The sequence below is a fragment of the Pseudomonas sp. AC247 genome, from assembly GCF_979258015.1.
This window is the reverse complement of record NZ_OZ409829.1, coordinates 5,448,663-5,471,483: the sequence shown is the minus strand read 5'-3', so window position 1 is coordinate 5,471,483 and position 22,821 is coordinate 5,448,663. Positions and strand designations below refer to the sequence as shown.

Below are 22,821 nucleotides of genomic sequence, written 5' to 3'. Positions count from 1 at the left end.
ACGCGGAGCGTCCCCTGATGCGTTACCACGCGGAGCGTGGGAACGATCAATCTCGTTCCCATGTAGGAGCTGCCGAAGGCTGCGATCTTTTTTACTGCCAACGTTTAATTACTGATCGCCAGAATGCTCGCCTGATACGACCCGACAAACACATCAAAATCGCCCACCTCGTTCTGCTCCAGCTCAGCCTGCGCGGCCAGCGAAGTACGCGCCAACTCCTCAAACTTCGCCTGCTCATCCGCCGCCAAAGGCTCGCTACGGAAAAACTCCGCATGCGCCTGGCTCTGACGCAACGAGAACTGCGCAAAGCTTTCCTTATGCTCAGCCATCGCCGCCAAAACCTGCGCGGACGGGGTCAGGGACGGATCGCTGACTTTGGCCAGTTGCGCATCCAGTGCCTTGCTGTGCGCATCGCCGCCATGGCTCTGATCCAGCAACGCCGCCACTGGCGCGATTTGTTCGAGCAATTCTGCCGCCCAGGTCTTCATCTCGACCGACTCACCGTCACGCTGCAACTCCAGACCCGGACGGCGACCTTCCTTGACCACGCTGAGGAAGTTCGACGTCGCATTGCCGCACGAGGTGTTGGTCAGCAGCGGGCTATCGTTCAGCGCGCAGAACAGCAGGAACGCGTCGAGGAAGCGCGACTCGGTGAGGTCGATGCCCATCGGCAGGAACGGGTTGATGTCCAGGCAGCGCACTTCGACGTACTGAATGCCACGGGCCACCAGCGCCTGAATCGGCCGCTCGCCGGTGTAGGTCACGCGTTTCGGGCGGATGTTGGAGTAGTACTCGTTTTCGATCTGCAGGATGTTGGTGTTGAGTTGCACCCACTCGCCATCCTTGTGCGTGCCGACTTCAACGTACGGCGCGTACGGCGTGGCGACGGCTTTGCGCAGGCTGTCGGTGTAACTCGCCAGATCGTTGTAGCACGGCGTCAGACCGGCCTGGGCGTTGCTCTGATAACCGAGGTCGCTCATGCGCAGGCTGGTCGCGTACGGCAGATACAGGGTGTCCGGATCGAGCTGTTCCAGCTGATGCGAACGACCACGCAGGAAACCGGCATCCAGCGCTGGCGAGGCACCGAACAGGTACATCAGCAGCCAGCTGTAGCGACGGAAATTGCGGATCAGCGCGATGTAGGAAACCGACTGGAAATCGCGATCCGTGCCGACAAACCCTTCGGTTTCACGCAGCAGCGGCCAGAGCTTTTCCGGCAGGGAAAAGTTGTAGTGAATCCCGGCAATGCACTGCATGGTCTTGCCGTAGCGCAGGGCCAGGCCCTTGCGGTAAACGTACTTGAGCTGACCGATGTTGGAGGTGCCGTAATAGGCGATCGGGATGTCTTCCTCAGCCGGCAACGGGCACGGCATCGATGGACTCCACAGGTACTCGTTGCCGAGTTTGCTGTAGGCAAAACGGTGAATCTTGTCCAGGCTCGCCAGCGTATCAGCCGGGTCAGGCAGGGCGGGCGTGATGAATTCCAGCAGCGACTCGGAGTAGTCGGTGGTGATCTGTTCGTTGGTCAGCGCGGAACCCAAGGCTTCGGGGTGCGGCGTTTGCGCCAGGCGACCTTCGCTGGTCACGCGCAGGCATTCACGTTCGATACCGTGCAGGCACTGCTCGAGCAGAGAGAGGTTAGCGCGCTCGCCGAGCAGAGCCAGGCGGCGGTTGAGAAGTTCGCTCAATTTGGATTCCTTCACGCGTCAGTCGCCCCAATATGGGGGTGGGCAGGACGGTCTACAAGGGTGAAGTTAAAACTGGCGTTTTCGCCTGGTTTTTCTAACCGGTCAGCCGCACACATACCTGTAGGAGCTGCCGAAGGCTGCGATCTTTTGATTTTGTTTTTCAATAGCAAGATCAAAAGATCGCAGCCTGCGGCAGCTCCTACAGGATTCGTTGCGCCGAAATTAACTCAAAATGATGGCGTCTAGCTACAGGACAGCGAACGTGCCTTGTGCTTTTGCGACCAGTTTGTCGCCCTGCATCACGTCGGCTTCAACCACCAACGTGCGGCGGCCCGGGTGGATGACCCGCGCCGTGCACATGACCTCGCCGTCGGAAACGGCGCGGATGTAGTTGATCTTGCACTCGATGGTCGCGCTCTGCTGATCGAAGCCGTGAGTGCTGGAACAGGCCAGCCCCATGGCGATGTCGACCAGGCTGAACAGCGCGCCACCGTGCAATTTGCCGCCGCGATTGCGCAGTTCCGGTTCCAGCACCAGGGCGACTTGCGCCACCCCGGTTTCCAGGCTGTGCAGGCGGCAGCCCAACAGCTTGAAAAACGCGCTCTCGACGAGCCCGGCCGGAATTTCCATCAGCGTTTCTTCAATTGCTTGGCGTTGGCGAACAGCGAAGCCATCGCGTTGTTCACCGGGGCGGCGGTGGCGGTTTCCTTGCGTGGCGCGTTGTTCGACGGCTGGCGTTGCGCCGAGCCCGGACGCGAGCCACGCGCACCGTCGATTTTCTCGCCCGGGGTGTCGCCCATGCGCATCGACAGGCCAACGCGTTTGCGCGGGATATCGACTTCCATGACCTTCACTTTCACCACGTCACCGGCCTTCACCGCTTCGCGTGGATCCTTGATGAATTTCTCCGAGAGCGCCGAGATGTGCACCAGACCGTCCTGATGCACACCGATGTCGACGAAGGCACCGAACGCGGTCACGTTGGTGACGACGCCTTCGAGGATCATCCCCAGTTGCAGGTCTTTCAGGTCTTCAACGCCTTCCTGGAACTCCGCTGTCTTGAACTCCGGACGCGGGTCGCGGCCCGGTTTTTCCAGCTCTTGCAGAATGTCGGTGACGGTTGGCAGACCGAAGGTCTCGTCGGTGAATTTCTTCGGATCCAGACGCTTGAGGAAGCTTGCGTCGCCGATCAGCGAGCGGATGTCGCGGTCGGTTTCAGCGGCAATGCGCTGCACCAGCGGATAGGCTTCCGGGTGAACCGCCGACGAATCCAGCGGGTTGTCGCCGTTCATCACGCGCAAGAAACCGGCCGCCTGTTCGAAGGTTTTTTCGCCCAGACGCGCGACTTTCTTCAGGGCTGCACGGGTTTTGAACGCGCCGTGCTCATCGCGGTGAGTCACGATGTTCTGCGCCAGCGTCGAGTTGAGGCCGGAGATACGGGCCAGCAGCGCCACCGAAGCGGTGTTTACATCAACGCCGACGGCGTTTACGCAGTCTTCAACTACTGCATCCAGACCGCGCGCCAGTTTCAGTTGCGAAACGTCGTGCTGGTACTGGCCGACACCGATGGATTTCGGATCGATTTTCACCAGCTCTGCCAATGGATCCTGCAGACGACGGGCGATGGACACGGCGCCACGGATCGATACGTCGAGATCCGGGAATTCCTTGGCCGCCAGTTCCGATGCCGAGTACACCGACGCGCCGGCCTCGGAGACCATGACCTTGGTCATTTTCATCGCCGGGTATTTTTTGATCAGCTCGATTGCCAGTTTGTCGGTCTCGCGACTGGCGGTGCCGTTGCCGATGGCGATCAGGTCAACCGAGTGCTTGGCGCACAGGGCGGCCAGGATGGCGATGGTCTGATCCCACTTGTTGTGCGGCACGTGCGGGTAAACCGTGGCGTGATCAAGCAGCTTGCCGGTGGAGTCGACCACGGCAACCTTGCAACCGGTACGCAGGCCCGGGTCGAGGCCCAGAGTAGCGCGCGGGCCGGCCGGGGCGGCCAGCAGCAGGTCGTGCAGGTTGTGGGCGAACACGTTGATCGCTTCGGTTTCAGCGCCGTCACGCAGTTCGCCGAGCAGGTCGGTTTCCAAGTGCGTGTAGAGCTTGACCTTCCACGTCCAGCGCACCACTTCGCCGAGCCATTTGTCGGCCGGACGGTTCTGGTTCTGAATATTGAATTGCTGGCCGATCATGCCTTCGCACGGGTGCATGCTGCCCGGCAGCTCGTCGCCGACTTTCAGCGCGGAGCTGAGGATGCCTTCGTTGCGGCCACGGAAAATCGCCAGCGCGCGGTGCGACGGCATGCTTTTCAGTGGTTCGTCGTGTTCGAAGTAGTCGCGGAACTTGGCGCCTTCCTCTTCTTTGCCGGCGATAACGCGGGCACTGAGAGTGGCTTCCTGTTTCAGGTAGTTACGCAGTTTTTCCAGCAGGCTGGCGTCTTCGGCGAAACGTTCCATGAGGATGTATTTGGCGCCTTCGAGGGCAGCCTTGACATCGGCCACGCCTTTTTCGGCATCGACGAAGCGTGCGGCTTCGGTTTCCGGGGCCAGGTTCGGGTCGTTGAACAGACCGTCCGCGAGGTCGCCGAGGCCGGCTTCCAGGGCGATCTGGCCCTTGGTGCGGCGCTTCTGCTTGTACGGCAGGTACAAGTCTTCGAGGCGGGTTTTGGTGTCGGCAAGCTTGATGTCGCGCTCAAGCTGCGGGGTGAGTTTGCCTTGCTCTTCGATGCTGGCGAGGATGCTGATGCGCCGTTCGTCGAGTTCTCGCAGGTAGCGCAGGCGCTCTTCCAGATGACGCAACTGGGTGTCATCGAGGCTGCCGGTGACTTCTTTCCGGTAACGGGCGATGAAGGGAACGGTTGAGCCTTCATCGAGTAGCGCGACGGCCGCTTCGACCTGTTGTGGGCGTACGCCGAGTTCCTCGGCGATGCGGCTGTTGATGCTGTCCATAAAACCACCTGACATATTGTGAAAGCAGGCTCGCAGGCACGGAAATAAAGGCCCGGAGTCTGGTTGAGCGGCATGAAGATGGCCGCTGCCTGGGTCAAAAGGCACCCCATTGACCCGTGAAATCGAACAATTACTGCGGTTGCCATGAAAAAAACCGGCTGCCACCTGCGGTAACGATTCAGACGTTGCCTGGCACAAAACGCCGCGCATTATAACCAGCGTTCTGTCATTCGGGGGCGTTGCAGTCTGTAGGCATAAACCCCGGTTTTCTGGCAGTGAAGGAAAAATCTGCTAACAATGCACACGGTGCGTATAACGGCAGCTACGCCATAATGCGCGCCGAGCTAAAAGGAGCATCCAATGAGCAGCACTGCACAAACTGCTGAAGGCGAAAAAATTCTTATCGTTGATGACGATCCGGGGCTGAGCAGCCTGCTGGAACGTTTCTTCGTCAGCAAGGGCTACCGCGCCCGTACCGTTCCGAACACCGAGCAGATGGATCGTCTGTTGTCGCGTGAGGTGTTCAATCTGGTCGTACTCGACCTGATGCTGCCGGGCGAAGACGGCCTGACCGCTTGCCGCCGTCTGCGCGCCGCGAACAATCAGATCCCGATCATCATGCTCACCGCCAAAGGCGATGAGATCAGCCGCATCAAGGGCCTGGAACTGGGCGCCGATGACTATCTGGCCAAGCCGTTCAACCCGGACGAGCTGATGGCCCGGGTCAAAGCCGTTCTGCGTCGTCAGGCCGCACCGGTGCCGGGCGCGCCGGGCAGTGAAGACGAAAACGTCACCTTCGGTGATTACGTGTTGTCGCTGGCCACCCGCGAACTGAAGCGCGGCGACGAAGTGCACATGCTCACCACTGGTGAGTTTGCGGTACTCAAGGCCCTGGTGATGAACGCGCGTCAGCCGCTGACCCGCGACAAGCTGATGAACCTGGCCCGTGGCCGCGAATGGGATGCCCTCGAGCGTTCCATCGACGTGCAGATCTCGCGTCTGCGCCGGATGATCGAACCCGATCCATCCAAGCCGCGCTACATCCAGACTGTCTGGGGCGTGGGCTACGTGTTCGTACCGGATGGCGCCGCCACCAAGTGATCGGCGATTTGTAGGAGCGGGTCTGTGGGCCGGGTTGAATGACCTGCCCCGCAGACTCGCAATCCGCAATATGCGAGCATTGCTCGCTCCTGCAAGTGTGTAGCGGTTATTCATGAAAACCCCCGTCTGGTTCCCCCAAAGCTTTTTCTCCCGCACCCTCTGGCTGGTGCTCATCGTCGTGCTGTTTTCCAAGGCGCTGACTCTGGTTTATCTGTTGATGAACGAAGACGTGCTGGTGGATCGCCAATACAGCCACGGCGTCGCCCTGACGCTGCGCGCCTATTGGGCCGCCGACGAAGAAAACCGCGCGAAGATTGCCGATGCCGCGACCCTGATCCGCGTGGTCGGTGCCGGTGTGCCGGAAGGCGAACAGCATTGGCCGTACAGCGAAATCTACCAGCGGCAGATGCAGGCGGAGCTGGGTGCCGACACCGAAGTGCGTTTGCGCATGCATTCGCCGCCAGCGCTGTGGGTCCGCGCGCCGAGCCTCGGTGATGGCTGGCTGAAAGTGCCGTTGTATCCGCATCCATTGCGCGGCCAGAAAATCTGGAACGTGCTCGGCTGGTTCCTCGCCATCGGCTTGCTGTCGACGGCGTCGGCATGGATTTTCGTCAGCCAGCTCAACCAGCCGTTGAAGCGTCTGGTGTTTGCCGCCCGGCAACTCGGTCAGGGCCGCAGTGTGCGTCTGCCGATCAGCGATACGCCGAGCGAAATGACCGAGGTGTATCGCGCGTTCAACCAGATGGCCGAAGACGTCGAGCAGGCCGGCCGCGAGCGCGAGTTGATGCTGGCGGGGGTTTCCCACGACTTGCGCACGCCGTTGACCCGCTTGCGGCTGTCGCTGGAACTGATGGGCGATCGCAACGACCTGACTGACGACATGGTGCGTGACATCGAGGACATGGACGCGATTCTCGACCAGTTCCTCGCATTCATTCGCGATGGTCGTGACGAGTCGGTGGAAGAGGTCGATCTTACGGATCTGGTGCGCGAAGTGGCTGCGCCGTACAACCAGAATGAAGAGAAGGTGCATTTACGTCTGGAGCCGATCCAGCCGTTTCCGTTGCGTCGCGTATCGATGAAACGCTTGCTGAACAATCTGATCGGCAACGCCTTGAACCATGCGGGCGGTAGCGTTGAAGTTGCTGCGTATGTGTCCGGCGACGTCAGCGCGCCGTACGTGGTGTTGAGCGTGATGGACCGGGGGGCTGGGATTGATCCTTCGGAGCTTGAGGCGATCTTCAACCCGTTTACTCGTGGTGATCGTGCGCGAGGCGGGAAGGGCACAGGGTTGGGCTTGGCGATCGTGAAGCGGATTGCTTCGATGCACGGCGGCAATGTTGAGCTGCGTAATCGTTCCGGCGGTGGGCTGGAGGCGCGGGTAAGGTTGCCGCTTGGGTTGATGCTGCCTCGGGATGCCGTTTAACGGCTGAAAAAAGATCGCAGCCTGCGGCAGCTCCTACAGGAAACACATTCCCATGTAGGAGCTGCCGCAGGCTGCGATCTTTTGCTTTTAGCCTTTGCCTTTGGTGCGCGTCATATTCGGCCCGCCATTCTTTTCCAGATGCTCAATGATGATCCCCGCCACATTCTTCCCTGTGGTGGTTTCGATCCCTTCCAGCCCCGGCGACGAGTTCACTTCCATCACCAGCGGCCCGTGATTGGACCGCAGGATATCCACGCCCGCCACCGACAACCCCATGACCTTCGCTGCACGCAACGCCGTCATGCGTTCTTCCGGCGTAATCTTGATCAGGCTGGCGCTGCCGCCACGGTGCAGGTTGGAGCGGAACTCCCCCGGTTTCGCCTGCCGCTTCATCGCCGCGATGACTTTGTCACCCACCACAAAGCAACGAATATCCGCGCCGCCGGCTTCCTTGATGTATTCCTGAACCATGATGTTCTGCTTTAGGCCCATGAATGCCTCGATCACCGATTCGGCCGCGGTCGCGGTTTCGCACAACACCACACCGATGCCCTGGGTGCCTTCCAGCACTTTGATCACCAGCGGCGCGCCGTTGACCATGTCGATCAGGTCGGGAATGTCATCCGGCGAGTGCGCAAACCCGGTGACCGGCAAACCGATGCCGCGACGCGAAAGCAATTGCAGCGAACGCAATTTGTCCCGCGAACGGGCAATCGCCACCGATTCGTTCAGCGGGAACACCCCCATCATTTCAAACTGACGCAACACAGCGCAGCCATAGAACGTCACCGACGCACCGATGCGCGGGATCACCGCGTCGAAGCCTTCCAGCGGTTTGCCGCGATAGTGGATCTGCGGCTTGTGGCTGGCGATGTTCATGTAGGCGCGCAAGGTGTCGATCACTACCATTTCATGCCCGCGCTCGGTTCCGGCTTCGACCAGACGGCGGGTGGAATACAGACGCGGGTTCCGCGACAGCACAGCGATCTTCATGCAACACCTGTGGAGGAGGTAGATACCGGGAACACCGGCTTGTCTTGTACATATTTGATGCCCGGATTGACCACCAACTGGCCATCGATCAGGGCTTTGGAACCGAGCAGCAGGCGATAACGCATGGACTTGCGGCAGGCGAGGGTGAACTCGACCGGCCAGACCCGATCACCGAGGGCCAGGGTGGTGCTGATCACATAACGCACCTGCGCATGGCCGTTGGAGCTTTTAATGGTTTTGCGCGTGACCAGCGGTGCTTCACAACGCCGATGACGCAACTGCACCACCGTGCCCAGGTGCGCGGTAAAGCGCACCCACTTCTCGCCGTTGCGTTCGAACGGCTCGATGTCGGTGGCGTGCAGGCTGGAGGTGCTGGCACCGGTGTCGATTTTCGCCCGCAGGCCCGCGACTCCCAAATCCGGGAGCGCCACCCACTCGCGCAGACCGACAACGGTCAAATGGTCAAATGTCTTCAATAGGAGCAACCAACGATTAACGCTTCCAGGCCTCAGGTGTGACCTGGGCCAACGCTTTGAATGCAGGTCTGGCGAACCAGTAGCCCTGCATCAGAAATATTCCACAGTCCGCCAGGAAGTCCCGTTCACCGGCGCTCTCAATGCCTTCGGCAATGACTGTAACGTCCAACTCCGCACAGATTGTGACAATCCCCCGAACGATCGCCTGACGAACACGGTCTTGATCGACATCGCGGATCAGCGCCATGTCGAGTTTGATCAGGTCCGGTTGGAAATCAGCCAGCAGATTGAGCCCCGAATAACCGGCACCGAAATCATCGATGGCGGTCTTGAAGCCGAATTCGCGGTATTCACGCAGAATATTGGTCAAATGGCGATAGTTATCTACGTGCTCGCTTTCCAGGGTTTCGAAAATCAATCGGTTGATCGGGAAATGGTGTTTTTTTGCCGCTTCGAGCGTACTGCGAATGCATAACTCTGGACGATAGACGGCGTTGGGCATGAAGTTGATCGACAAGTGTGTCTGCATATTTAGATTGGCCGCGCCTTCGATGGCACGGGTCCGGCATAGCTGGTCGAAGCGGTAGCGGTTTTCTTCTGTTACTTGATCCAACACCGTCAATGCGCCTTCACCGGCAGCGCCACGGACCAGCGCTTCATGGGCGAAAATCGACTGATCGCGCAGATCCACGATCGGTTGATAAGCGAAGGAAAAATCGAAGCCCAAGGGTTCGTTTTGCTGACACCCTTGGCAACCGGCCTTGGGTGAGGTTAATGAAGACGGAAATTTAGTCACTCGATCACTCCATGCCGATGAACCGGCCCAGATCACAGTTTATCTGGAGGGCGGAGTTGTTGCGCCCGACAGAAACGGTAGTAGAGTTCCGACTACTGGCTGAACGAGGAATTCATATGGCTCAAAAAAGCGAAGAGGACGACAAGGTCCGTCTCGACAAATGGCTGTGGGCCGCGCGCTTTTACAAAACCCGCGCCTTGGCCAAAACGGCGATCGAGAGTGGCAAGGTGCATTGTCGAGGTGATCGCTGCAAGCCTGGCAAAGAGCCACGCATTGGCGATGAGTTCGAGATTCGTACCGGCTTTGAGGTGCGCACGGTGAGGGTTGAGGCGCTGTCGATCGTGCGACGTGGCGCACCCGAAGCGCAGACGTTGTACGTGGAGACTGACGAGAGTGTCACCAAACGTGAAGCGGCGGCGGCAATGCGCAAGGCCGGGGCGTTGGGGGTGTGTACCGACGGCAAGCCGAGCAAGAAACAGCGGCGGGATTTGTTCAAGTTTCGCGGCAGCAGCAACGACGAGTAAAGACGGTATTTTTGTGTTGCTGGTGCTGATGCCATCGCGGGCAAGCCCGCTCCCACAGGGTTATCAGGTGTTCACATGATTTGTGTTCGCTGAAAATCATTGTGGGAGCGTGGCTTGCCCGCGATCGAGTGCGCAGCACTCGCCATGGACGACGCGGTATCAGGCGCTACGCACCACACTCATGCGCGAAACCACCGGCAATTTGCCCAGCAACGCGAAAACCGGCGCCGTCACCTTCAGCCAGAAGTTCGCCGCGTGATAGGCAAACGGCGTGTAATAGCCCCAGCCCAGCGCCCACACCGCCAGCAAAACCCCACCGATGTAATCGTCCTGGCCCCAATGCGCACCGGCCACCAGACGCGGCAACATGAACAACACCGCCAAACCCCACACCGTCAAAAACTGCCCGGCCGTACGGCTGAACACGCCCATGAACAGCGCCCAGATCAACAACACCGAGGCGTGATCACCGGGGAAACTCTGGCTCGAGCGATCTTTAATTTCCCAGGTTTTTTCCAGATCCGGGAAGTAGTCACTGATATGCACAGCGCCTTCCAGCACCATCGACGGACTGCTGTGCTGCCAATCCATGTAGTCGGCGAACTTGGAAAACAGTGCGCGAATCACCACCATCAACAACAGGATCGACAGAAAACCGAAAAAAGCCCGACGTACGTCAATCGCCCTGAACACCCAGTCGCCCTTGATCAGCAGTGTCAGCAGAATCAGCCCGACGACGATGTCGAACGGCCGCATACTTGCAATTGCCCATATGTGGAGCCATATCGGGTTGCTGGCCAGTGGAGCATTGAGCGAGCGGAACAGCCACTCGTCGAAAATCACACACAGCGCGTTGCCCGTAGGCCATAACCAGAAAGCCAGTAGCGCTAATGGCACTACGTTGCACAGAACCAGCCGGCCGAGGTTCCACCTTGATTGGAACAAACCCGGATTGTTCATAAAATGCCTCCCATGGCAGAGCAGTCGGCACCAAAAAGGGTGCCAGAAATGCAAATTTTCACGTCTTGTAACCATTTTGTCACCACATTCAGATACCCAGACCTATGACCGACCTACCGGATACCGATTTCACCCAACGCTTCATCTTCGATGACAGCGACACCCGCGGCGAACTGGTCGCGCTTGAGCGCAGCTACGCCGAAGTCCTTGCCAAGCACCCGTACCCGGAGCCGGTCGCGCAATTGTTGGGCGAACTGATGGCGGCCGCCTCGTTGCTGGTGGGCACCCTCAAGTTCGACGGCTTGCTGATTCTGCAGGCGCGTTCCGAAGGACCGATCCCGATGCTGATGATCGAGTGCTCCAGCGACCGCGACATCCGTGGTCTGGCGCGTTATCACGCCGAGCAGATCGCGCCGGATGCGACCCTCGCCGACCTGATGCCGAACGGTGTTCTGGCACTGACCGTCGACCCGACTGTCGGCCAGCGCTACCAGGGCATCGTCGACCTCGACGGCGAAACCCTGTCCGATTGCTTCACCAACTACTTCGTCATGTCGCAACAGGTTGGCACCCGCTTCAAGCTGTTCGCTGACGGTCGTCGTGCCCGTGGTTTGCTGCTGCAACAACTGCCGGCTGACCGTCTGAAAGACGAAGAAGATCGCGCCGCCAGCTGGCAGCACATCACCGCGTTGGCCACTACCCTGACCGCCGATGAACTGCTCAGCCTGGACAACGAAACCGTGCTGCATCGCCTCTACCACGAAGAGCAGGTGCGTCTGTTCGATGTGCAGAATCTGCGCTTCCGTTGCAGCTGCTCGCGGGATCGTTCCGGCAATGCGCTGGTCAGTCTGGGTCTGGAAGACGCGCAGGCATTGGTCGCCGAACAGGGTGGCACCGTCGAGATCGATTGCCAGTTTTGCAACGAGCGTTATCTGTTCGACGCAGCCGATATTGCTCAATTGTTCGCTGGCGCAGGTGTCGACACCCCGTCAGATACCCGGCACTAAAACGGTTCAGCGCAGGTAAATTCACTGCGTAACGACGGAATATCGCCGTTACGACGGGAGGACCCTACTCTTTTTGGGCGTTTCTGGCATAATCCGGCCCACTTTTTGTCGCGGTAGTAGTGCACGACTTTCTACTACAAAACGTTTGGAGCACACTCGGCCACTGGCCGACGGGGAATCTCATGACGCAAGCCAATAACGCCGTGTACACCGATCTGAGTGTTGATGATCTGGTAAAAGAAGCCTTGAATCGCGGTGAGGGCGAGCTTGCCGATACCGGCGCTCTGGTTGTTCGCACCGGTCACCGCACCGGTCGTTCGCCTGTTGACCGTTTCATCGTTGAAGAGCCTTCCACCCAGGCTGCTATCGCTTGGGGCCCGATCAACCGCAAGTTCCCGGCCGACAAGTTCGACGCCCTGTGGGCTCGCGTCGAGGCATTCAATAACGCGCAAGAGCACTTTGTATCCCACGTGCATGTAGGCGCAGCTGAAGATCACTACCTGGCCGTGAAAATGACCACCCAGACTGCCTGGCAGAATCTGTTCGGTCGTTGCCTGTTCATCAACCCGGCCCAGTACAACCCGGCTGGCCGTGAAGAATGGCAAGTGCTCAACGTCGCCAACTTCGAGTGCGTGCCTGAGCGTGACGGCACCAACTCCGACGGTTGCGTGATCCTCAACTTCGCCCAGAAGAAAGTGCTGATCGCCGGCATGCGTTACGCCGGTGAGATGAAGAAAGCCATGTTCTCCGTGCAGAACTTCCTGCTGCCGGCCGCTGACGTGCTGCCAATGCACTGCGCTGCCAACATCGGCGAAGAAGGCGACGTGACCCTGTTCTTCGGTCTGTCGGGCACTGGTAAAACCACCCTGTCGGCCGATGAAAGCCGTTACCTGATCGGTGACGACGAACACGGCTGGGGCGAAGGCGTGGTGTTCAACATCGAAGGCGGTTGCTATGCCAAGTGCATCGACCTCTCCGAGAAGAACGAGCCGGTTATCTGGAAAGCCATCAAGCACGGCGCTGTGCTGGAAAACGTTGTCATCGACGACGCCAAGCACGCCGACTATGCCGATGTCAGCCTGACCCAGAACAGCCGCGCGGCTTACCCGCTGGAGCACGTAGCCAAGCGTTCCGAGCAGAACCTCGGTGGCGAGCCAAACGCGGTGATCTTCCTGACCTGCGACCTGACCGGCGTCCTGCCGCCAGTGTCGATCCTCAACGAAGAACAAGCGGCCTACCACTTCCTGTCTGGCTACACCGCGCTGGTGGGCTCGACCGAAATGGGTTCCGGCAGCGGCATCAAGTCGACCTTCTCCACCTGCTTCGGCGCACCGTTCTTCCCGCGCCCGGCTGGCGAATACGCAGAGCTGCTGATCAAGCGCATCCGCGGTTTCGGTTCGAAGGTTTACCTGGTCAACACCGGCTGGACCGGCGGCGGCTACGGCGTCGGCAAACGCTTCAACATCCCGACCACCCGCGCGGTGATCGCAGCGATCCAGAGCGGCGCGCTGATCGGTGCTGCCACCGAACACCTCGACACCATCAACCTCGACGTGCCACTGGCCGTACCGGGCGTTGAAACCAACCTGCTCAACCCACGCAACACCTGGGCTGACAAGGCTGCGTACGACGAGGCTGCCAAGGCATTGGCCGGTCTGTTCATCGAGAACTTCAAGAAGTTCGAAGTGAGCGACGCGATCAAGGCTGCAGGGCCGAAGTTGTAAGATTGGTTTGTTGTGAATGAAAAAGCCGCCCTTCGGGGCGGCTTTTTTTTGTGAGCGATTTTTCATCATGGAGTCCGCTGTCGATTTTTCGTCAGCAGTGCAGATAATGAATGAGTATTCAGCGGGAAGCTTTTCAGACGGTCCTCGCTAACGAGTGCCGCATCGAGAACACTGGTCTTTGACCTCGGAATTTTTTTACTTTTTGGATCTCGCGTTTGAGTTCTCTCGCTGATTTGTTACTTGAGGAGTTCTTGGAGGAGAGAAGCTTCGCATCCTGCATTCGATTCCCGAGTTCATCCGTGGCTCCCAGTAGCGTCAGATCTTGCTCTAACCCCAAAACTTGCATCACTGCCAAGTAAGCTCCCATTGTTACGCCCGAACTGCCCGACTCCAGCGACCGCAAAGTCATTACAGACATTCCTGCACGCTCGGCGACTTGCTTCGCTGTGAGTCTGCGTCGCAGCCGGGCGAGTTCCAAGCGCTCACCAAGATCGACCAGTAGGCGTACGATCCTTGGAAGCAGCGGTGCGGTTTTTCTGGCCATAACGCTAGTATTCCTTCGCTTGGTGGGTCAAAACGCCAGAATAATTGCAGGTGGTTGGTTGATCTGGCAGTTGGGGTCCTATTGGCTCTTTTGATTGCTCAGGGCCACTGTTGCCGGGCATGCATTATTCGTAGAACTTGCACGCATTCATCTTTAATCATGTAGACGATGATGTAATTGGAGGCTGCGACGATTTCTCGTGTGCCCTCAACTTTGCCTCTTCTGTACAAGGTCGGGCGCTGTCGGGCGACTTCCCCTTTTGATTCGAATATCTCGTCGAGATCGGCAGCTGCAACAGGGTTGTCCTGACTAATTCGATCCATTATTCGGTCTCGGTCGTCATGCGCCTCAGGGCGCCAGACCAACTTCATCAGCGCGCTCGTTTACGGAGAGCATCGCGTTTGGCAGCAAATATTCGGCGACTGTCTTCATCGCTGATGCTCGGCCTTGGGTCATCAATGCTGAGTTGCACCTGTCGCTTGAACCATTCCTCATAAGCGGCCGCCTCATGGGCGTGTTTCATTGCTTCGGCACGATCAGGCCGAGCGTAGGTTTTCAATTGCTGGGGGTCGTAACTGGAGGCGTCTACATTGAAGTGGTTGATACCCAATCCTTGCAAATAGGTCACCAGCGTTTCAAGCCGCTTGAACAGACGTACCTGACCACTACGCTGCGCTGCCAGTGAGCATTCTTTTCCTCCCTGCGAAATTTGAATCGACCAGCCACCCGGTTGAGCGACGATATTTGTGCTGCTGACGGAACCGTTTTCAATCAAGCGAGCGAGGGTGCTGTGATCGATAGTTTCAGTGGTCATGAAGTTGAGCCCTTGATTGAACAGTGGCTCCCATCGTACGCAATCAATAGTAGTTTGCAAATTTCAACTCCTGTTTTTGACATTGGCTGTCGAGCATTCATGCTCTTGGGTGTGGCAGATTTTTAAGCCGGGGCTTTCCAGTTGAGCATTTGCTGCTGCGCAACTTGCAGCAGGTCACAGCCATCCTGCGTCAGCAGATAAAGGGCGTGGGTGATGTGGGGGATGTCTTCGACGTCGGCTTGTTTGAAGTTGAGGCAATGGAGGGTGCGTAGCAGGTCGCTTGATGCGCGCAAGCGCTGGACGGCGCATTCGAGGATGTCTTGCGGGTTGGCTTTTGTGTCGATGATCAGGGGGTTGGTGTCAGTGAGACTGGACTCGAGTGAGCGGTAGCGATCGGTGGTGAATTGATTCCATGTTTTCATTATTTTTGCCTCGTATTGCGTCATGAGAATCCACTCCCACCGTGACCAAGCGATAGGTGGCGGACTGCGTTCGGGTTGGTCAACCGATGAGGCATTCACAACCGGCACGCCCGAAAGCGTCCCGAACACAGCCGCCATAAAGCGTACTGACACAAAAAAGCGCCAGCAGCATACAACGACTGTGAATGCACATCTAATACGGGTGACCAAGCCCGAGCCGCTGATTAGCAGCGACAGGCACGACTATAGATTCGCCCCCTCAAATCCCGATAGTCGACAAAGCGTCTGTCGCTGTAGGAACGGGACGAAGATTTCATCGGACGTTCCTACCGAACCTTCAACACTTTTCAACGCAAATGCGCATACGCCGAAATATCCAGCAAGCTCGTCGCCAACCCTGTCGCCGGTTTGTAGATCGGGCCTTTTACCGTCGAGAACGCCACGCCTTTACTGCCCAGCGAAACATAGCGTTCGCCTTTGTCCAGCTCGGTGAAGTAGGTGTAGGAAAGGTTGTGCATGAGCTTGTATTTCGCCTCGTCGCGGGCGATGGCATTGGTGAAATTTTGCAGGTCGGCCTGGGTCAGGTTCAGGGTTTTGTTTAGTTGCACGCCCCAGCGCTTGAGGCAGACCTCGGCGAGGTGGCGGACGATGCGGCCGGGCTCGATCAGCGCTTTGCGGTCGTTGGCGCTGGTCGGAACGCCGCCGCTGGCGGTGGCGTTACCGGCCATGGTGGCGTGGCGGCCGGCCATCGGGTAAATGTAGGTTTTGGTGCCCGTAGCGGTTTGTGGAATGACGCAGCTGAAGCCTTTGGAGCGCTCGTCGCGAGCGTAGAACCCGACATACTCTTTGACGTTGGCCGCGAGTTTGACGCGTTCATCCTGAAAGTTGCCAATGCCTGGTACGGGATCAAGGGCGAAAATATTAACCGGAATGTTTTTCAATGCACTGTCCTTGAACATCGCATTGGCCAGCATATGGCAACTAATGCCGCCGCGACTCCAGCCGACCAGGTTAACTTGAGTGGGGATGACTGCGTCTTTGCGGAACGTCTTGATAATTTGTTCCTGCAACTTCTGTTGAGTGACACTTCGGTCGCCGTAGTTGTATTTGCGCCAAAACCAGGAACCCTCTGCCTTTACATCTTCGATGGGAATGCCGGCGGCTTTCAGACGGTTGTATTCGGCCTCGGTCAATTGTTGGCGCTGCCAGTCGCATTGGCCTTTGAGGATGTTCATGGCGTGTTGTACGTTTTCTTCCCAGCCCTTGCCGAACAGCGTGCCGCTGAGGCCGTAATCCTTGGTTTGGGTGAAGAGGTCGTCAGCCTGCAGGTTGCCGCTGCCTGGTCCGTCGACCACAATCCATTCAGCGAATTCGCGTCCGGCGTGATGAGATGCCAGCGTCGATACAAGTTCGCCATCCCAGAAGTTTTCGTGTGTAACGTCGAACTTGTTGGAGCCGGTGCCGCAGAAAAATATAGTGACTGTTGTCATGGTCTTGCTCTTGTTGAATATAAGAGCAAACAACTTAATGTTGAATGAGTTGATAAAGAAAGTGCTGGGTTGTTTCGAGGTTTGTGAGTTTTCTGCAATCTTTGCATTACGGAGTTTGTAACTTTGCAACTTCAAGCAAGTCGCAACCATCTTGAACCAATAGATAAAGCGCATTGACGATGTTGGGGATGTCTTTGGCGTCGGCTTGTTTGAAACACACACAGTAAAGTGTTTCCAACAGATCGCTGGCGGCGCGCAGGCGTTGATCGGCGGCATCGAGCAGTTCGCGGTGGCTGGCGCCGGTGTCGATCACTATGACGGGGTTTTCGCTGTAGCAGGTCTTGAGTGGGCGATAGCGGTTGATCATGGTGAGGCTTGTCCTGTTCGAAGACGCTCGGGCCGGCCGACAGAGTATTTTCAGCCGCGCCGGCCACTATAGAAGGGCGTTGCGCGGTGGGACAAGACAGCTGCAATGGACAGCATTCGTAGGGGTTTTTCCCGGGTTTACGGATATTCCCTACGGCATTTCATGGCTTATTCAAGGCAAAACCCTTAGGCGTAAAAAATCCCACAGGTTTGTCAGGCTATTCGCGGTAAACCTCTGTATGGTGCGCGCCAGAATCTGTAGGACGTTTCTAAACGTCTGACACGCGCTTAAAGGGAATTAGGTATGCAATGGCTACGAATGGCCTCGATTTTATTGCTGTGGGCCAGCGGTTGCCGTCTGACAATGGCGTCTGACGCAAACAACGCACCGATGTTCAACAATCTGCACCGCACTGGCTGGCCGGATGCGCTGACCAGCCAGGCCGACATGGACACCGCTTCGCGTGGTGAGGTCCTGACGTTCGCCAAAGCCCTTTTGGCCAGCGAAGCACTGGATGAGAAAGGGCTGGAGCAGCGACTCGGCGTGCCGCACGTGCAACTCAAATCGATCCGACAAGTACGTGACGGTTTGTGGGATCGTTTGCTGAGCACCTATCGCAACGCCAGTCAGAACTGTGACGAGCAGCCCTTCTGCCCGCGCGTGCGCAGCGTCGCGGATCTGCGCCAGTTGGCGGCGGCGTTCACCGGTGATATCAGCCCGGCCCATGCGTTGTGGGCGAGCAAGAGCCAGGGCGTGCATGAGCAGGTGTTGAATGAACAACTGCGGGTGGCGGTGCTGCGCCCTTGAGTTTCTGATTTGAGCCCTTCGCGAGCTAGCTCGCTCCCACAGGGTCTGCGTGATCCGCTGTATCATTCCGAATCGATTTGGCCCCGACCTTTTCTCGACTCGCTGCGATCGCCCGCTAGGCTGTTGGCATGGCAGCGGTCAAAGGAGTGACAGCGAATGCACAACACCCTGGAACAGGTTTTTGGTTATCCACAGTTCAGGCCCGGGCAAGAGGCCGCGATCAGCGCGGTGCTGGCCGGGCGCTCGGCGGCGGCGATTTTCCCCACCGGTTCCGGCAAGTCCCTTTGCTACCAGATTTCGGCGTTGCTGCTGCCGCATCTGACGCTGGTGGTCTCGCCGTTGCTGGCGCTGATGCAGGATCAATTGGCGTTCCTGCAACGCCATGGCATCTCGGCGGGCAGCATCGATTCGGCACAGAGTCGCGAGGACGCCAACGATGTGATGGCGCGTGCCCGATCGGGTGAGCTGAAGATCTTGATGATCTCGGTAGAGCGCCTGAAAAACGAGCGTTTCCGTAACTTTTTGCAGCAGGTGCCGATCTCGTTGCTGGTGGTGGACGAGGCGCATTGCATCTCGGAATGGGGCCACAACTTCCGCCCCGACTACCTCAAACTGCCGGACTATCAGCGCCAGTTCAACATCCCGCAGACCCTGCTGCTGACGGCTACGGCGACCCCCCAGGTCATCGCCGACATGCAGGCCAAATTCGCCATTGCCGCTGAGGATGTGGTCACCACCGGTTTCTACCGGCCCAATCTCAATCTGCTGGTGGAACCGGTGCGCGGTCAGGACAAGCGTCGGCGTCTGGTGGAGTGGATGAGCGAGCGCCCCGGCCAGCCCAGCATCGTTTACGTGACCCTGCAGAAAACCGCTGAGCACATCGCTGAACATCTGGAACGCAACGGCATTCAGGCCGAGGCCTATCACGCGGGTTTGCCCCACGATAAACGTGAAGCGATCCAGAAACGTTTCATGGCCGGACAGTCCAATTGCATCGTCGCCACCATCGCCTTCGGCATGGGCATCGACAAGAGTGACATCCGTAATGTGGTGCACTTCGACCTGCCCAAATCCATCGAAAACTACAGCCAGGAAATCGGCCGCGCCGGGCGTGACGGGCAGCCATCGGACTGTCTGGTGCTGGCCAACCGCGACAGCCTCAATGTGCTGGAGAATTTCGTCTACGGCGACACGCCCGAGCGCGAAGGCATTCGTTATGTGCTCGACGAATTGAAAGCTTCGGTGCCGGAAGGGCAGTGGGAGTTTTTGCTCGGGCCGCTGGCGGATCAAAGCAACATTCGTGCGTTGCCGCTGAAGACCTTGCTGGTGCAACTGGAGTTGCGTGGGCTGATCGCGCCGCGCTACGCCTATTACGCCGAATACCGTTTTAAATACCTGCTGGAACCTGAGGCATTGCTTGAGCGTTTTGAAGGTGAGCGCAGGGATTTTGTCGCGGCGATTATCCAGACTTCAAGCCGCGCGCGTACTTGGGCGACGGTGAGTTTCGAGTCGATGTACGAACAGTATTCGGCAGAACGCAATCGGGTGGTCAAGGCGCTGGATTATTTCCAGGAGAAGGGCTGGGTCGAGCTTGAGAGCAAGCAGATGACCGAGGTCTACAGCGTGCTGCGCAGTGACTTCGACAGTGATGTTCTGGGTGGCGAATTGCACGATTATTTCACCCGCCATGAACAGACCGAGGTCGCACGAATTCACGCGATGCTTGAGGTATTCGCGACCGAACGCTGCCTGGGTTATCGACTGGCGGAGTATTTTGGCGATCACGATGCGCCTGAGCACTGTGGGCATTGTTCGGTATGCCACGGGCAAGTTGCGCGGTTGCCGGCGCCGCCGGAATTACCAGCGCTTGTGGATAAAAACTTCGCGGCACTGTGTGGAGATTTTATCCACAGGCATGAGCAACTCACCGGCGTCGCACCGACGGCGGAACGGTTGACGCGGTTTTTGTGCGGGATCAGCGTGCCGTTGTTTACCAAGCTCAAGGCGCGGACGATTGCCGGCTATGCAGCCCTCGAAGAATACCCCTACGCCGAAGTCCGCCACTGGAGCCAAACACACCTCTAAACTCTATGTAGGAGCTGCCGAAGGCTGCGATCCTTTGATCTTCCATGTTCAGATCAAAAAACAAGATCAAAAGATCGCAGCCTGCGGCAGCTCCTACTTTGAGTGGTTTATCCATTCGCTGAATGTCGATCATCACGGTAATAAACTTCAAAAAGCGTCGTTCGCTGACTATGGTGAGACCAGTCTTTGGATCGCCAACAAGAGAACAACATGAGCCAGACATCCTTCGATATTCAGCAAGCGGCCGTGATCGGCGCCGGCACCATGGGCCGGGGCATCGTCATGTGCCTGGCGAATGCCGGCGTCAGTGTGCAGTGGGTCGATAACAATCCACAGATGCTTGAGCAAGCCCTCGCCAGCGTGGCCGAGACTTACGCCCACAATGTGCGTCAGGGCCGTGTTGATCAGGCCGAGGCTGATGCGCGTATGGCTCGCGTCACTGCAGCGGCGGATTACGCGGCGATCCGCAATGTCGATCTGGTGATTGAAGCGGTGTACGAGAATCTTGAGCTGAAGCAGAAGATCTTTCGTGAGCTGGACGGCTTGTTGAAGCCTGAAGCGTTGTTGGCGAGCAATACGTCGGCGCTGGATATCGATGCGATTGCTGCCGTAACCCGGCGTCCGGAGCAGGTGCTGGGCCTGCACTTTTTCAGCCCGGCGCACATCATGAAACTGCTGGAGATCGTTCGTGGCGCGCGGACTTCGCCAGCGGCGCTGGATGCCGCACTGGCGTTGGGCAAACGCATGGGCAAGGTCAGCGTGGTATCGGGCAACTGTCACGGTTTTATCGGCAACCGCATGCTGCACCCGTATGTGCTGGAGGCGCGCAAGATGTTGCTTGAGGGCGCTTACCCACAGCAGGTCGACGCAGCGTTGCAGGGTTTCGGTTTTGCCATGGGCCCGTTTCGCATGTACGACGTGGTCGGTATTGACCTGGAATGGCGTGCCCGCGAGTTGGCCGGCAAAGGCCAGGACGCACCGGAGGTTCAAGTCGATAACCGTTTGTGCGAGATGGGTCGCTTTGGCCAGAAGTCGGGTAACGGTTATTACCACTACGAGCCGGGCAGTCGTCAGGCCGAGCACGATCCTGAGATCGATGCGTTGGTGTTGCAGGTCAGCGAGGGCTTGGGCTTCCAGCGTCGAGAGATCGGCCCGGAGGAGGTTCTTGAGCGTTGCCTGCTGGCGTTGGTCAACGAGGGTGCAAAGATTCTGCAGGAAGGCATTGCCGAGTCGGCCCATGACATTGACCTGGTGTATCTGAATGGCTATGGCTTCCCGGCGGACAAGGGCGGGCCAATGGCCTGGGCGGATCAACAGGGGCTGGCGGATATTCATCAGCGCTTGCTGGCGCTGGAGACGCGGCAGGGCGATCAGTGGAATCCGGCGCGGTTGATTGGTGAATTGGCGGCGCAGGGCAAGGGCTTTGCTGACCAGTGAGAGATACTCTGCATCAGCCACCGCTCGCGAGCAGGCTCACTCCTACAGGGAACGCATTCCAAGGTAGCAGTGAGCCTGCTCGCGATAGGGGCAACGCGTAGTTCGCTTTAAACTGCTGATCAAACTAAATGGATCATTACCGATGTCCACCCCGATTCCTCAACGCAGCGACTATCCACACTTCCAGCCGATCACCACGCGCTGGCATGACAACGACGCCTACGGCCACATCAACAACGTCACCTATTACAGTTTTTTCGACACGGCGGTGAACACTTACCTGATCCAGGTCGGTGGTCTGGATATCCATGACGGTGAAGTGGTGGGGTTTGTGGTCAGTTCGGCGTGTGATTACTTTGCGTCGATCGCCTTTCCGGATCTGATCGAGGTCGGCCTGCGGGTCGGCAAGTTGGGCAACAGCTCGGTGCAATACGAACTGGCGGTGTTCAAGGTCGGCGAAAGTGAGGCGTGTGCGGCCGGGCGATTCGTGCATGTGTTCGTGGATCGGGCGAGCAATCAGCCGGTGCCGATTCCAGGTCAATTGCGGCAGGCGCTGGAGCGTCTGGTGGTGGGGTAAAGCAAAAAGATCGCAGCCTGCGGCAGTTCCTACATTGATCTGTGTAGGAGCTGCCGCAGGCTGCGATCTTTTGATCTACGTGCCGCCAATCAGCAATCAGCAATCAGCGGTGGCGATAATACTTGTGATGCTTGCGATGGCCGTAGGCATGGCCGCGACCACGGTGGTCGTCACGATAGTAGCGGCGATCGTCATGGCGACGGTCGTAGCGACGATCATCGTCATCGCTTTTGTTGCCCATGTAGTTGCCCAGCGCGCCACCGGCGCCGCCACCTGCTGCGGAGCCGATCAGGCTGCCGGTGGTGCCGCCCATGCTGCGGCCAACCACGTTACCGCCGGCCGCGCCCAATGCACCACCGATGGCGGCTTCGCCACGGCTGCGTTTGTCGGCACCGACCGCACTACCACCCGCGCCGCCCAAGGCTGCACCGATAGTGGAACCTGTATTGCCGCCTAAAGACTGACCGACGACCGAGCCAAGAACCCCGCCCAATGCGCCGCCGACACCTGCTTCGGTGGTGCCGCCTGCCGACGCAAAACCACTGACCAGGCCAAGGGACAACAAGAGAATCTGGGAGAACTTCATAGAGGAGCCTCAAAGGGATGACGGCGCCGATCCTGAGGCTGTG

The 22,821-nt window shown here is 58.3% G+C and carries 23 protein-coding genes; 9 read left to right on the top strand and 14 right to left on the bottom strand.

Going from position 1 to position 22,821, the window contains the following annotated elements; genetic code table 11:
• Nucleotides 1–104: 104 nt before the first annotated feature.
• The 3 genes from gshA to ACZZ0B_RS24820 form a co-directional block, all read right to left on the bottom strand.
• A complete protein-coding gene (gshA, locus tag ACZZ0B_RS24830) occupies nucleotides 105–1,688 on the bottom strand; it encodes a glutamate--cysteine ligase (protein ID WP_463546447.1) in 1,584 nt (527 codons plus the stop codon).
• Between the two features lie 246 nt (nucleotides 1,689–1,934).
• On the bottom strand, nucleotides 1,935–2,318 hold the full coding sequence (locus ACZZ0B_RS24825; protein WP_053116527.1) for a PaaI family thioesterase: 384 nt from the start codon (nucleotides 2,316–2,318) through the stop codon (nucleotides 1,935–1,937).
• Nucleotides 2,318–4,642 carry a Tex family protein gene (locus tag ACZZ0B_RS24820; RefSeq protein ID WP_463546446.1) on the bottom strand — a complete coding sequence of 775 codons (2,325 nt, stop codon included), beginning with the start codon at nucleotides 4,640–4,642 and terminating at the stop codon, nucleotides 2,318–2,320. Before ACZZ0B_RS24820 ends, ACZZ0B_RS24825 begins: the two co-directional genes overlap by 1 nt.
• A 360-nt stretch (nucleotides 4,643–5,002) precedes the next feature.
• Between ACZZ0B_RS24820 and ompR the strand changes: the two genes are divergently transcribed.
• Both ompR and ACZZ0B_RS24810 read left to right on the top strand, forming a co-directional pair.
• Entirely contained in the window at nucleotides 5,003–5,743 is a 741-nt protein-coding gene (ompR, locus tag ACZZ0B_RS24815) for an osmolarity response regulator transcription factor OmpR (protein ID WP_008080479.1), read from the top strand.
• 112 nt (nucleotides 5,744–5,855) lie between these two features.
• Nucleotides 5,856–7,169 (top strand): ATP-binding protein, encoded by a 1,314-nt coding sequence (locus ACZZ0B_RS24810; protein ID WP_008080480.1) that lies wholly within the window; start codon nucleotides 5,856–5,858, stop codon nucleotides 7,167–7,169.
• 87 nt (nucleotides 7,170–7,256) lie between these two features.
• Here the strand turns inward: ACZZ0B_RS24810 and rimK are convergent, their stop codons facing one another.
• The 3 genes from rimK to rimA are packed head-to-tail and all read right to left on the bottom strand — an operon-like array spanning nucleotide 7,257 to nucleotide 9,434.
• Nucleotides 7,257–8,162, bottom strand: coding sequence for a 30S ribosomal protein S6--L-glutamate ligase (gene rimK / locus ACZZ0B_RS24805; RefSeq protein WP_007952690.1), 906 nt, complete (start codon nucleotides 8,160–8,162; stop codon nucleotides 7,257–7,259).
• Nucleotides 8,159–8,638, bottom strand: coding sequence for a retropepsin-like aspartic endopeptidase RimB (gene rimB, locus ACZZ0B_RS24800; RefSeq protein ID WP_045123093.1), 480 nt, complete (start codon nucleotides 8,636–8,638; stop codon nucleotides 8,159–8,161). The genes rimK and rimB overlap by 4 nt, the downstream gene beginning before the upstream one ends.
• 16 nt (nucleotides 8,639–8,654) lie before the next feature.
• A complete protein-coding gene (rimA, locus tag ACZZ0B_RS24795) occupies nucleotides 8,655–9,434 on the bottom strand; it encodes a S6 modification regulatory phosphodiesterase RimA (protein WP_463546968.1) in 780 nt (259 codons plus the stop codon).
• Between the two features lie 116 nt (nucleotides 9,435–9,550).
• Between rimA and ACZZ0B_RS24790 the strand changes: the two genes are divergently transcribed.
• A complete protein-coding gene (locus tag ACZZ0B_RS24790) occupies nucleotides 9,551–9,958 on the top strand; it encodes an RNA-binding S4 domain-containing protein (protein WP_463546445.1) in 408 nt (135 codons plus the stop codon).
• A gap of 159 nt (nucleotides 9,959–10,117) precedes the next feature.
• Here ACZZ0B_RS24790 and ACZZ0B_RS24785 read toward each other — a convergent pair whose 3' ends face one another.
• Nucleotides 10,118–10,918 (bottom strand): phosphatase PAP2 family protein, encoded by an 801-nt coding sequence (locus ACZZ0B_RS24785; protein WP_463546444.1) that lies wholly within the window; start codon nucleotides 10,916–10,918, stop codon nucleotides 10,118–10,120.
• Nucleotides 10,919–11,022: 104 nt separating this feature from the next.
• Here ACZZ0B_RS24785 and hslO point away from each other — a divergent pair, with 104 nt between their 5' ends.
• The gene (gene hslO / locus ACZZ0B_RS24780; protein ID WP_440094794.1) at nucleotides 11,023–11,925 is read left to right on the top strand and encodes an Hsp33 family molecular chaperone HslO; all 903 of its coding nucleotides are present in this window, start codon (nucleotides 11,023–11,025) and stop codon (nucleotides 11,923–11,925) included.
• Nucleotides 11,926–12,107: 182 nt separating this feature from the next.
• Nucleotides 12,108–13,649, top strand: a complete 1,542-nt coding sequence (locus tag ACZZ0B_RS24775) for a phosphoenolpyruvate carboxykinase (RefSeq protein ID WP_008080486.1) — start codon at nucleotides 12,108–12,110, stop codon at nucleotides 13,647–13,649.
• A gap of 133 nt (nucleotides 13,650–13,782) precedes the next feature.
• On the opposite strand, the gene ACZZ0B_RS24770 is transcribed toward ACZZ0B_RS24775, so the two are convergent.
• From ACZZ0B_RS24770 to ACZZ0B_RS24745, 6 genes are all read right to left on the bottom strand, one after another.
• The gene (locus tag ACZZ0B_RS24770) at nucleotides 13,783–14,193 is read right to left on the bottom strand and encodes a helix-turn-helix domain-containing protein (RefSeq protein ID WP_463546443.1); all 411 of its coding nucleotides are present in this window, start codon (nucleotides 14,191–14,193) and stop codon (nucleotides 13,783–13,785) included.
• Nucleotides 14,194–14,291: 98 nt separating this feature from the next.
• Complete coding sequence (locus ACZZ0B_RS24765; protein WP_440094796.1) at nucleotides 14,292–14,564, bottom strand: type II toxin-antitoxin system RelE/ParE family toxin; 273 nt, start codon at nucleotides 14,562–14,564, stop codon at nucleotides 14,292–14,294.
• A complete protein-coding gene (locus tag ACZZ0B_RS24760) occupies nucleotides 14,564–15,067 on the bottom strand; it encodes a hypothetical protein (protein ID WP_463546442.1) in 504 nt (167 codons plus the stop codon). The genes ACZZ0B_RS24765 and ACZZ0B_RS24760 overlap by 1 nt, the downstream gene beginning before the upstream one ends.
• Before the next feature lie 62 nt (nucleotides 15,068–15,129).
• Nucleotides 15,130–15,429, bottom strand: a complete 300-nt coding sequence (locus ACZZ0B_RS24755) for a hypothetical protein (protein WP_463546441.1) — start codon at nucleotides 15,427–15,429, stop codon at nucleotides 15,130–15,132.
• Between the two features lie 347 nt (nucleotides 15,430–15,776).
• Nucleotides 15,777–16,919: a hypothetical protein gene (locus ACZZ0B_RS24750; protein ID WP_463546967.1), complete on the bottom strand. Its 1,143-nt coding sequence runs from the start codon at nucleotides 16,917–16,919 to the stop codon at nucleotides 15,777–15,779.
• Nucleotides 16,920–17,025: 106 nt separating this feature from the next.
• Complete coding sequence (locus tag ACZZ0B_RS24745; RefSeq protein ID WP_463546440.1) at nucleotides 17,026–17,286, bottom strand: hypothetical protein; 261 nt, start codon at nucleotides 17,284–17,286, stop codon at nucleotides 17,026–17,028.
• Between the two features lie 303 nt (nucleotides 17,287–17,589).
• Here ACZZ0B_RS24745 and ACZZ0B_RS24740 point away from each other — a divergent pair, with 303 nt between their 5' ends.
• From ACZZ0B_RS24740 to ACZZ0B_RS24725, 4 genes are all read left to right on the top strand, one after another.
• The gene (locus ACZZ0B_RS24740; RefSeq protein ID WP_158830009.1) at nucleotides 17,590–18,093 is read left to right on the top strand and encodes a polysaccharide deacetylase; all 504 of its coding nucleotides are present in this window, start codon (nucleotides 17,590–17,592) and stop codon (nucleotides 18,091–18,093) included.
• Nucleotides 18,094–18,249: 156 nt separating this feature from the next.
• Complete coding sequence (locus tag ACZZ0B_RS24735; protein WP_463546439.1) at nucleotides 18,250–20,178, top strand: RecQ family ATP-dependent DNA helicase; 1,929 nt, start codon at nucleotides 18,250–18,252, stop codon at nucleotides 20,176–20,178.
• A gap of 210 nt (nucleotides 20,179–20,388) precedes the next feature.
• Complete coding sequence (locus ACZZ0B_RS24730; RefSeq protein ID WP_463546438.1) at nucleotides 20,389–21,615, top strand: 3-hydroxyacyl-CoA dehydrogenase; 1,227 nt, start codon at nucleotides 20,389–20,391, stop codon at nucleotides 21,613–21,615.
• Between the two features lie 142 nt (nucleotides 21,616–21,757).
• Complete coding sequence (locus ACZZ0B_RS24725; RefSeq protein WP_008080496.1) at nucleotides 21,758–22,192, top strand: acyl-CoA thioesterase; 435 nt, start codon at nucleotides 21,758–21,760, stop codon at nucleotides 22,190–22,192.
• A 103-nt stretch (nucleotides 22,193–22,295) separates the two neighbouring features.
• Here the strand turns inward: ACZZ0B_RS24725 and ACZZ0B_RS24720 are convergent, their stop codons facing one another.
• The gene (locus tag ACZZ0B_RS24720) at nucleotides 22,296–22,778 is read right to left on the bottom strand and encodes a glycine zipper domain-containing protein (protein WP_008080497.1); all 483 of its coding nucleotides are present in this window, start codon (nucleotides 22,776–22,778) and stop codon (nucleotides 22,296–22,298) included.
• Nucleotides 22,779–22,821 lie beyond the last annotated feature (43 nt).

Bases quoted from the DNA above. Each gene is read 5' to 3' on its own strand.
- ACZZ0B_RS24810 (WP_008080480.1), top strand. From the start codon at position 5,856: ATGAAAACCCCCGTCTGGTTCCCCCAAAGCTTTTTCTCCCGCACCCTC.
- hslO (WP_440094794.1), top strand. From the start codon at position 11,023: ATGACCGACCTACCGGATACCGATTTCACCCAACGCTTCATCTTCGAT.
- ACZZ0B_RS24755 (WP_463546441.1), bottom strand. From the start codon at position 15,429: ATGAAAACATGGAATCAATTCACCACCGATCGCTACCGCTCACTCGAG.
- ACZZ0B_RS24725 (WP_008080496.1), top strand. From the start codon at position 21,758: ATGTCCACCCCGATTCCTCAACGCAGCGACTATCCACACTTCCAGCCG.
- ACZZ0B_RS24720 (WP_008080497.1), bottom strand. From the start codon at position 22,778: ATGAAGTTCTCCCAGATTCTCTTGTTGTCCCTTGGCCTGGTCAGTGGT.
- ACZZ0B_RS24750 (WP_463546967.1), bottom strand. From the start codon at position 16,919: ATGACAACAGTCACTATATTTTTCTGCGGCACCGGCTCCAACAAGTTC.
- ACZZ0B_RS24770 (WP_463546443.1), bottom strand. From the start codon at position 14,193: ATGGCCAGAAAAACCGCACCGCTGCTTCCAAGGATCGTACGCCTACTG.
- ACZZ0B_RS24735 (WP_463546439.1), top strand. From the start codon at position 18,250: ATGCACAACACCCTGGAACAGGTTTTTGGTTATCCACAGTTCAGGCCC.
- ACZZ0B_RS24820 (WP_463546446.1), bottom strand. From the start codon at position 4,642: ATGGACAGCATCAACAGCCGCATCGCCGAGGAACTCGGCGTACGCCCA.
- ACZZ0B_RS24790 (WP_463546445.1), top strand. From the start codon at position 9,551: ATGGCTCAAAAAAGCGAAGAGGACGACAAGGTCCGTCTCGACAAATGG.
- rimK (WP_007952690.1), bottom strand. From the start codon at position 8,162: ATGAAGATCGCTGTGCTGTCGCGGAACCCGCGTCTGTATTCCACCCGC.
- ompR (WP_008080479.1), top strand. From the start codon at position 5,003: ATGAGCAGCACTGCACAAACTGCTGAAGGCGAAAAAATTCTTATCGTT.
- ACZZ0B_RS24745 (WP_463546440.1), bottom strand. From the start codon at position 17,286: ATGATCAACCGCTATCGCCCACTCAAGACCTGCTACAGCGAAAACCCC.
- ACZZ0B_RS24765 (WP_440094796.1), bottom strand. From the start codon at position 14,564: ATGAAGTTGGTCTGGCGCCCTGAGGCGCATGACGACCGAGACCGAATA.
- ACZZ0B_RS24825 (WP_053116527.1), bottom strand. From the start codon at position 2,318: ATGGAAATTCCGGCCGGGCTCGTCGAGAGCGCGTTTTTCAAGCTGTTG.
- ACZZ0B_RS24740 (WP_158830009.1), top strand. From the start codon at position 17,590: ATGCAATGGCTACGAATGGCCTCGATTTTATTGCTGTGGGCCAGCGGT.
- ACZZ0B_RS24730 (WP_463546438.1), top strand. From the start codon at position 20,389: ATGAGCCAGACATCCTTCGATATTCAGCAAGCGGCCGTGATCGGCGCC.
- ACZZ0B_RS24785 (WP_463546444.1), bottom strand. From the start codon at position 10,918: ATGAACAATCCGGGTTTGTTCCAATCAAGGTGGAACCTCGGCCGGCTG.
- ACZZ0B_RS24775 (WP_008080486.1), top strand. From the start codon at position 12,108: ATGACGCAAGCCAATAACGCCGTGTACACCGATCTGAGTGTTGATGAT.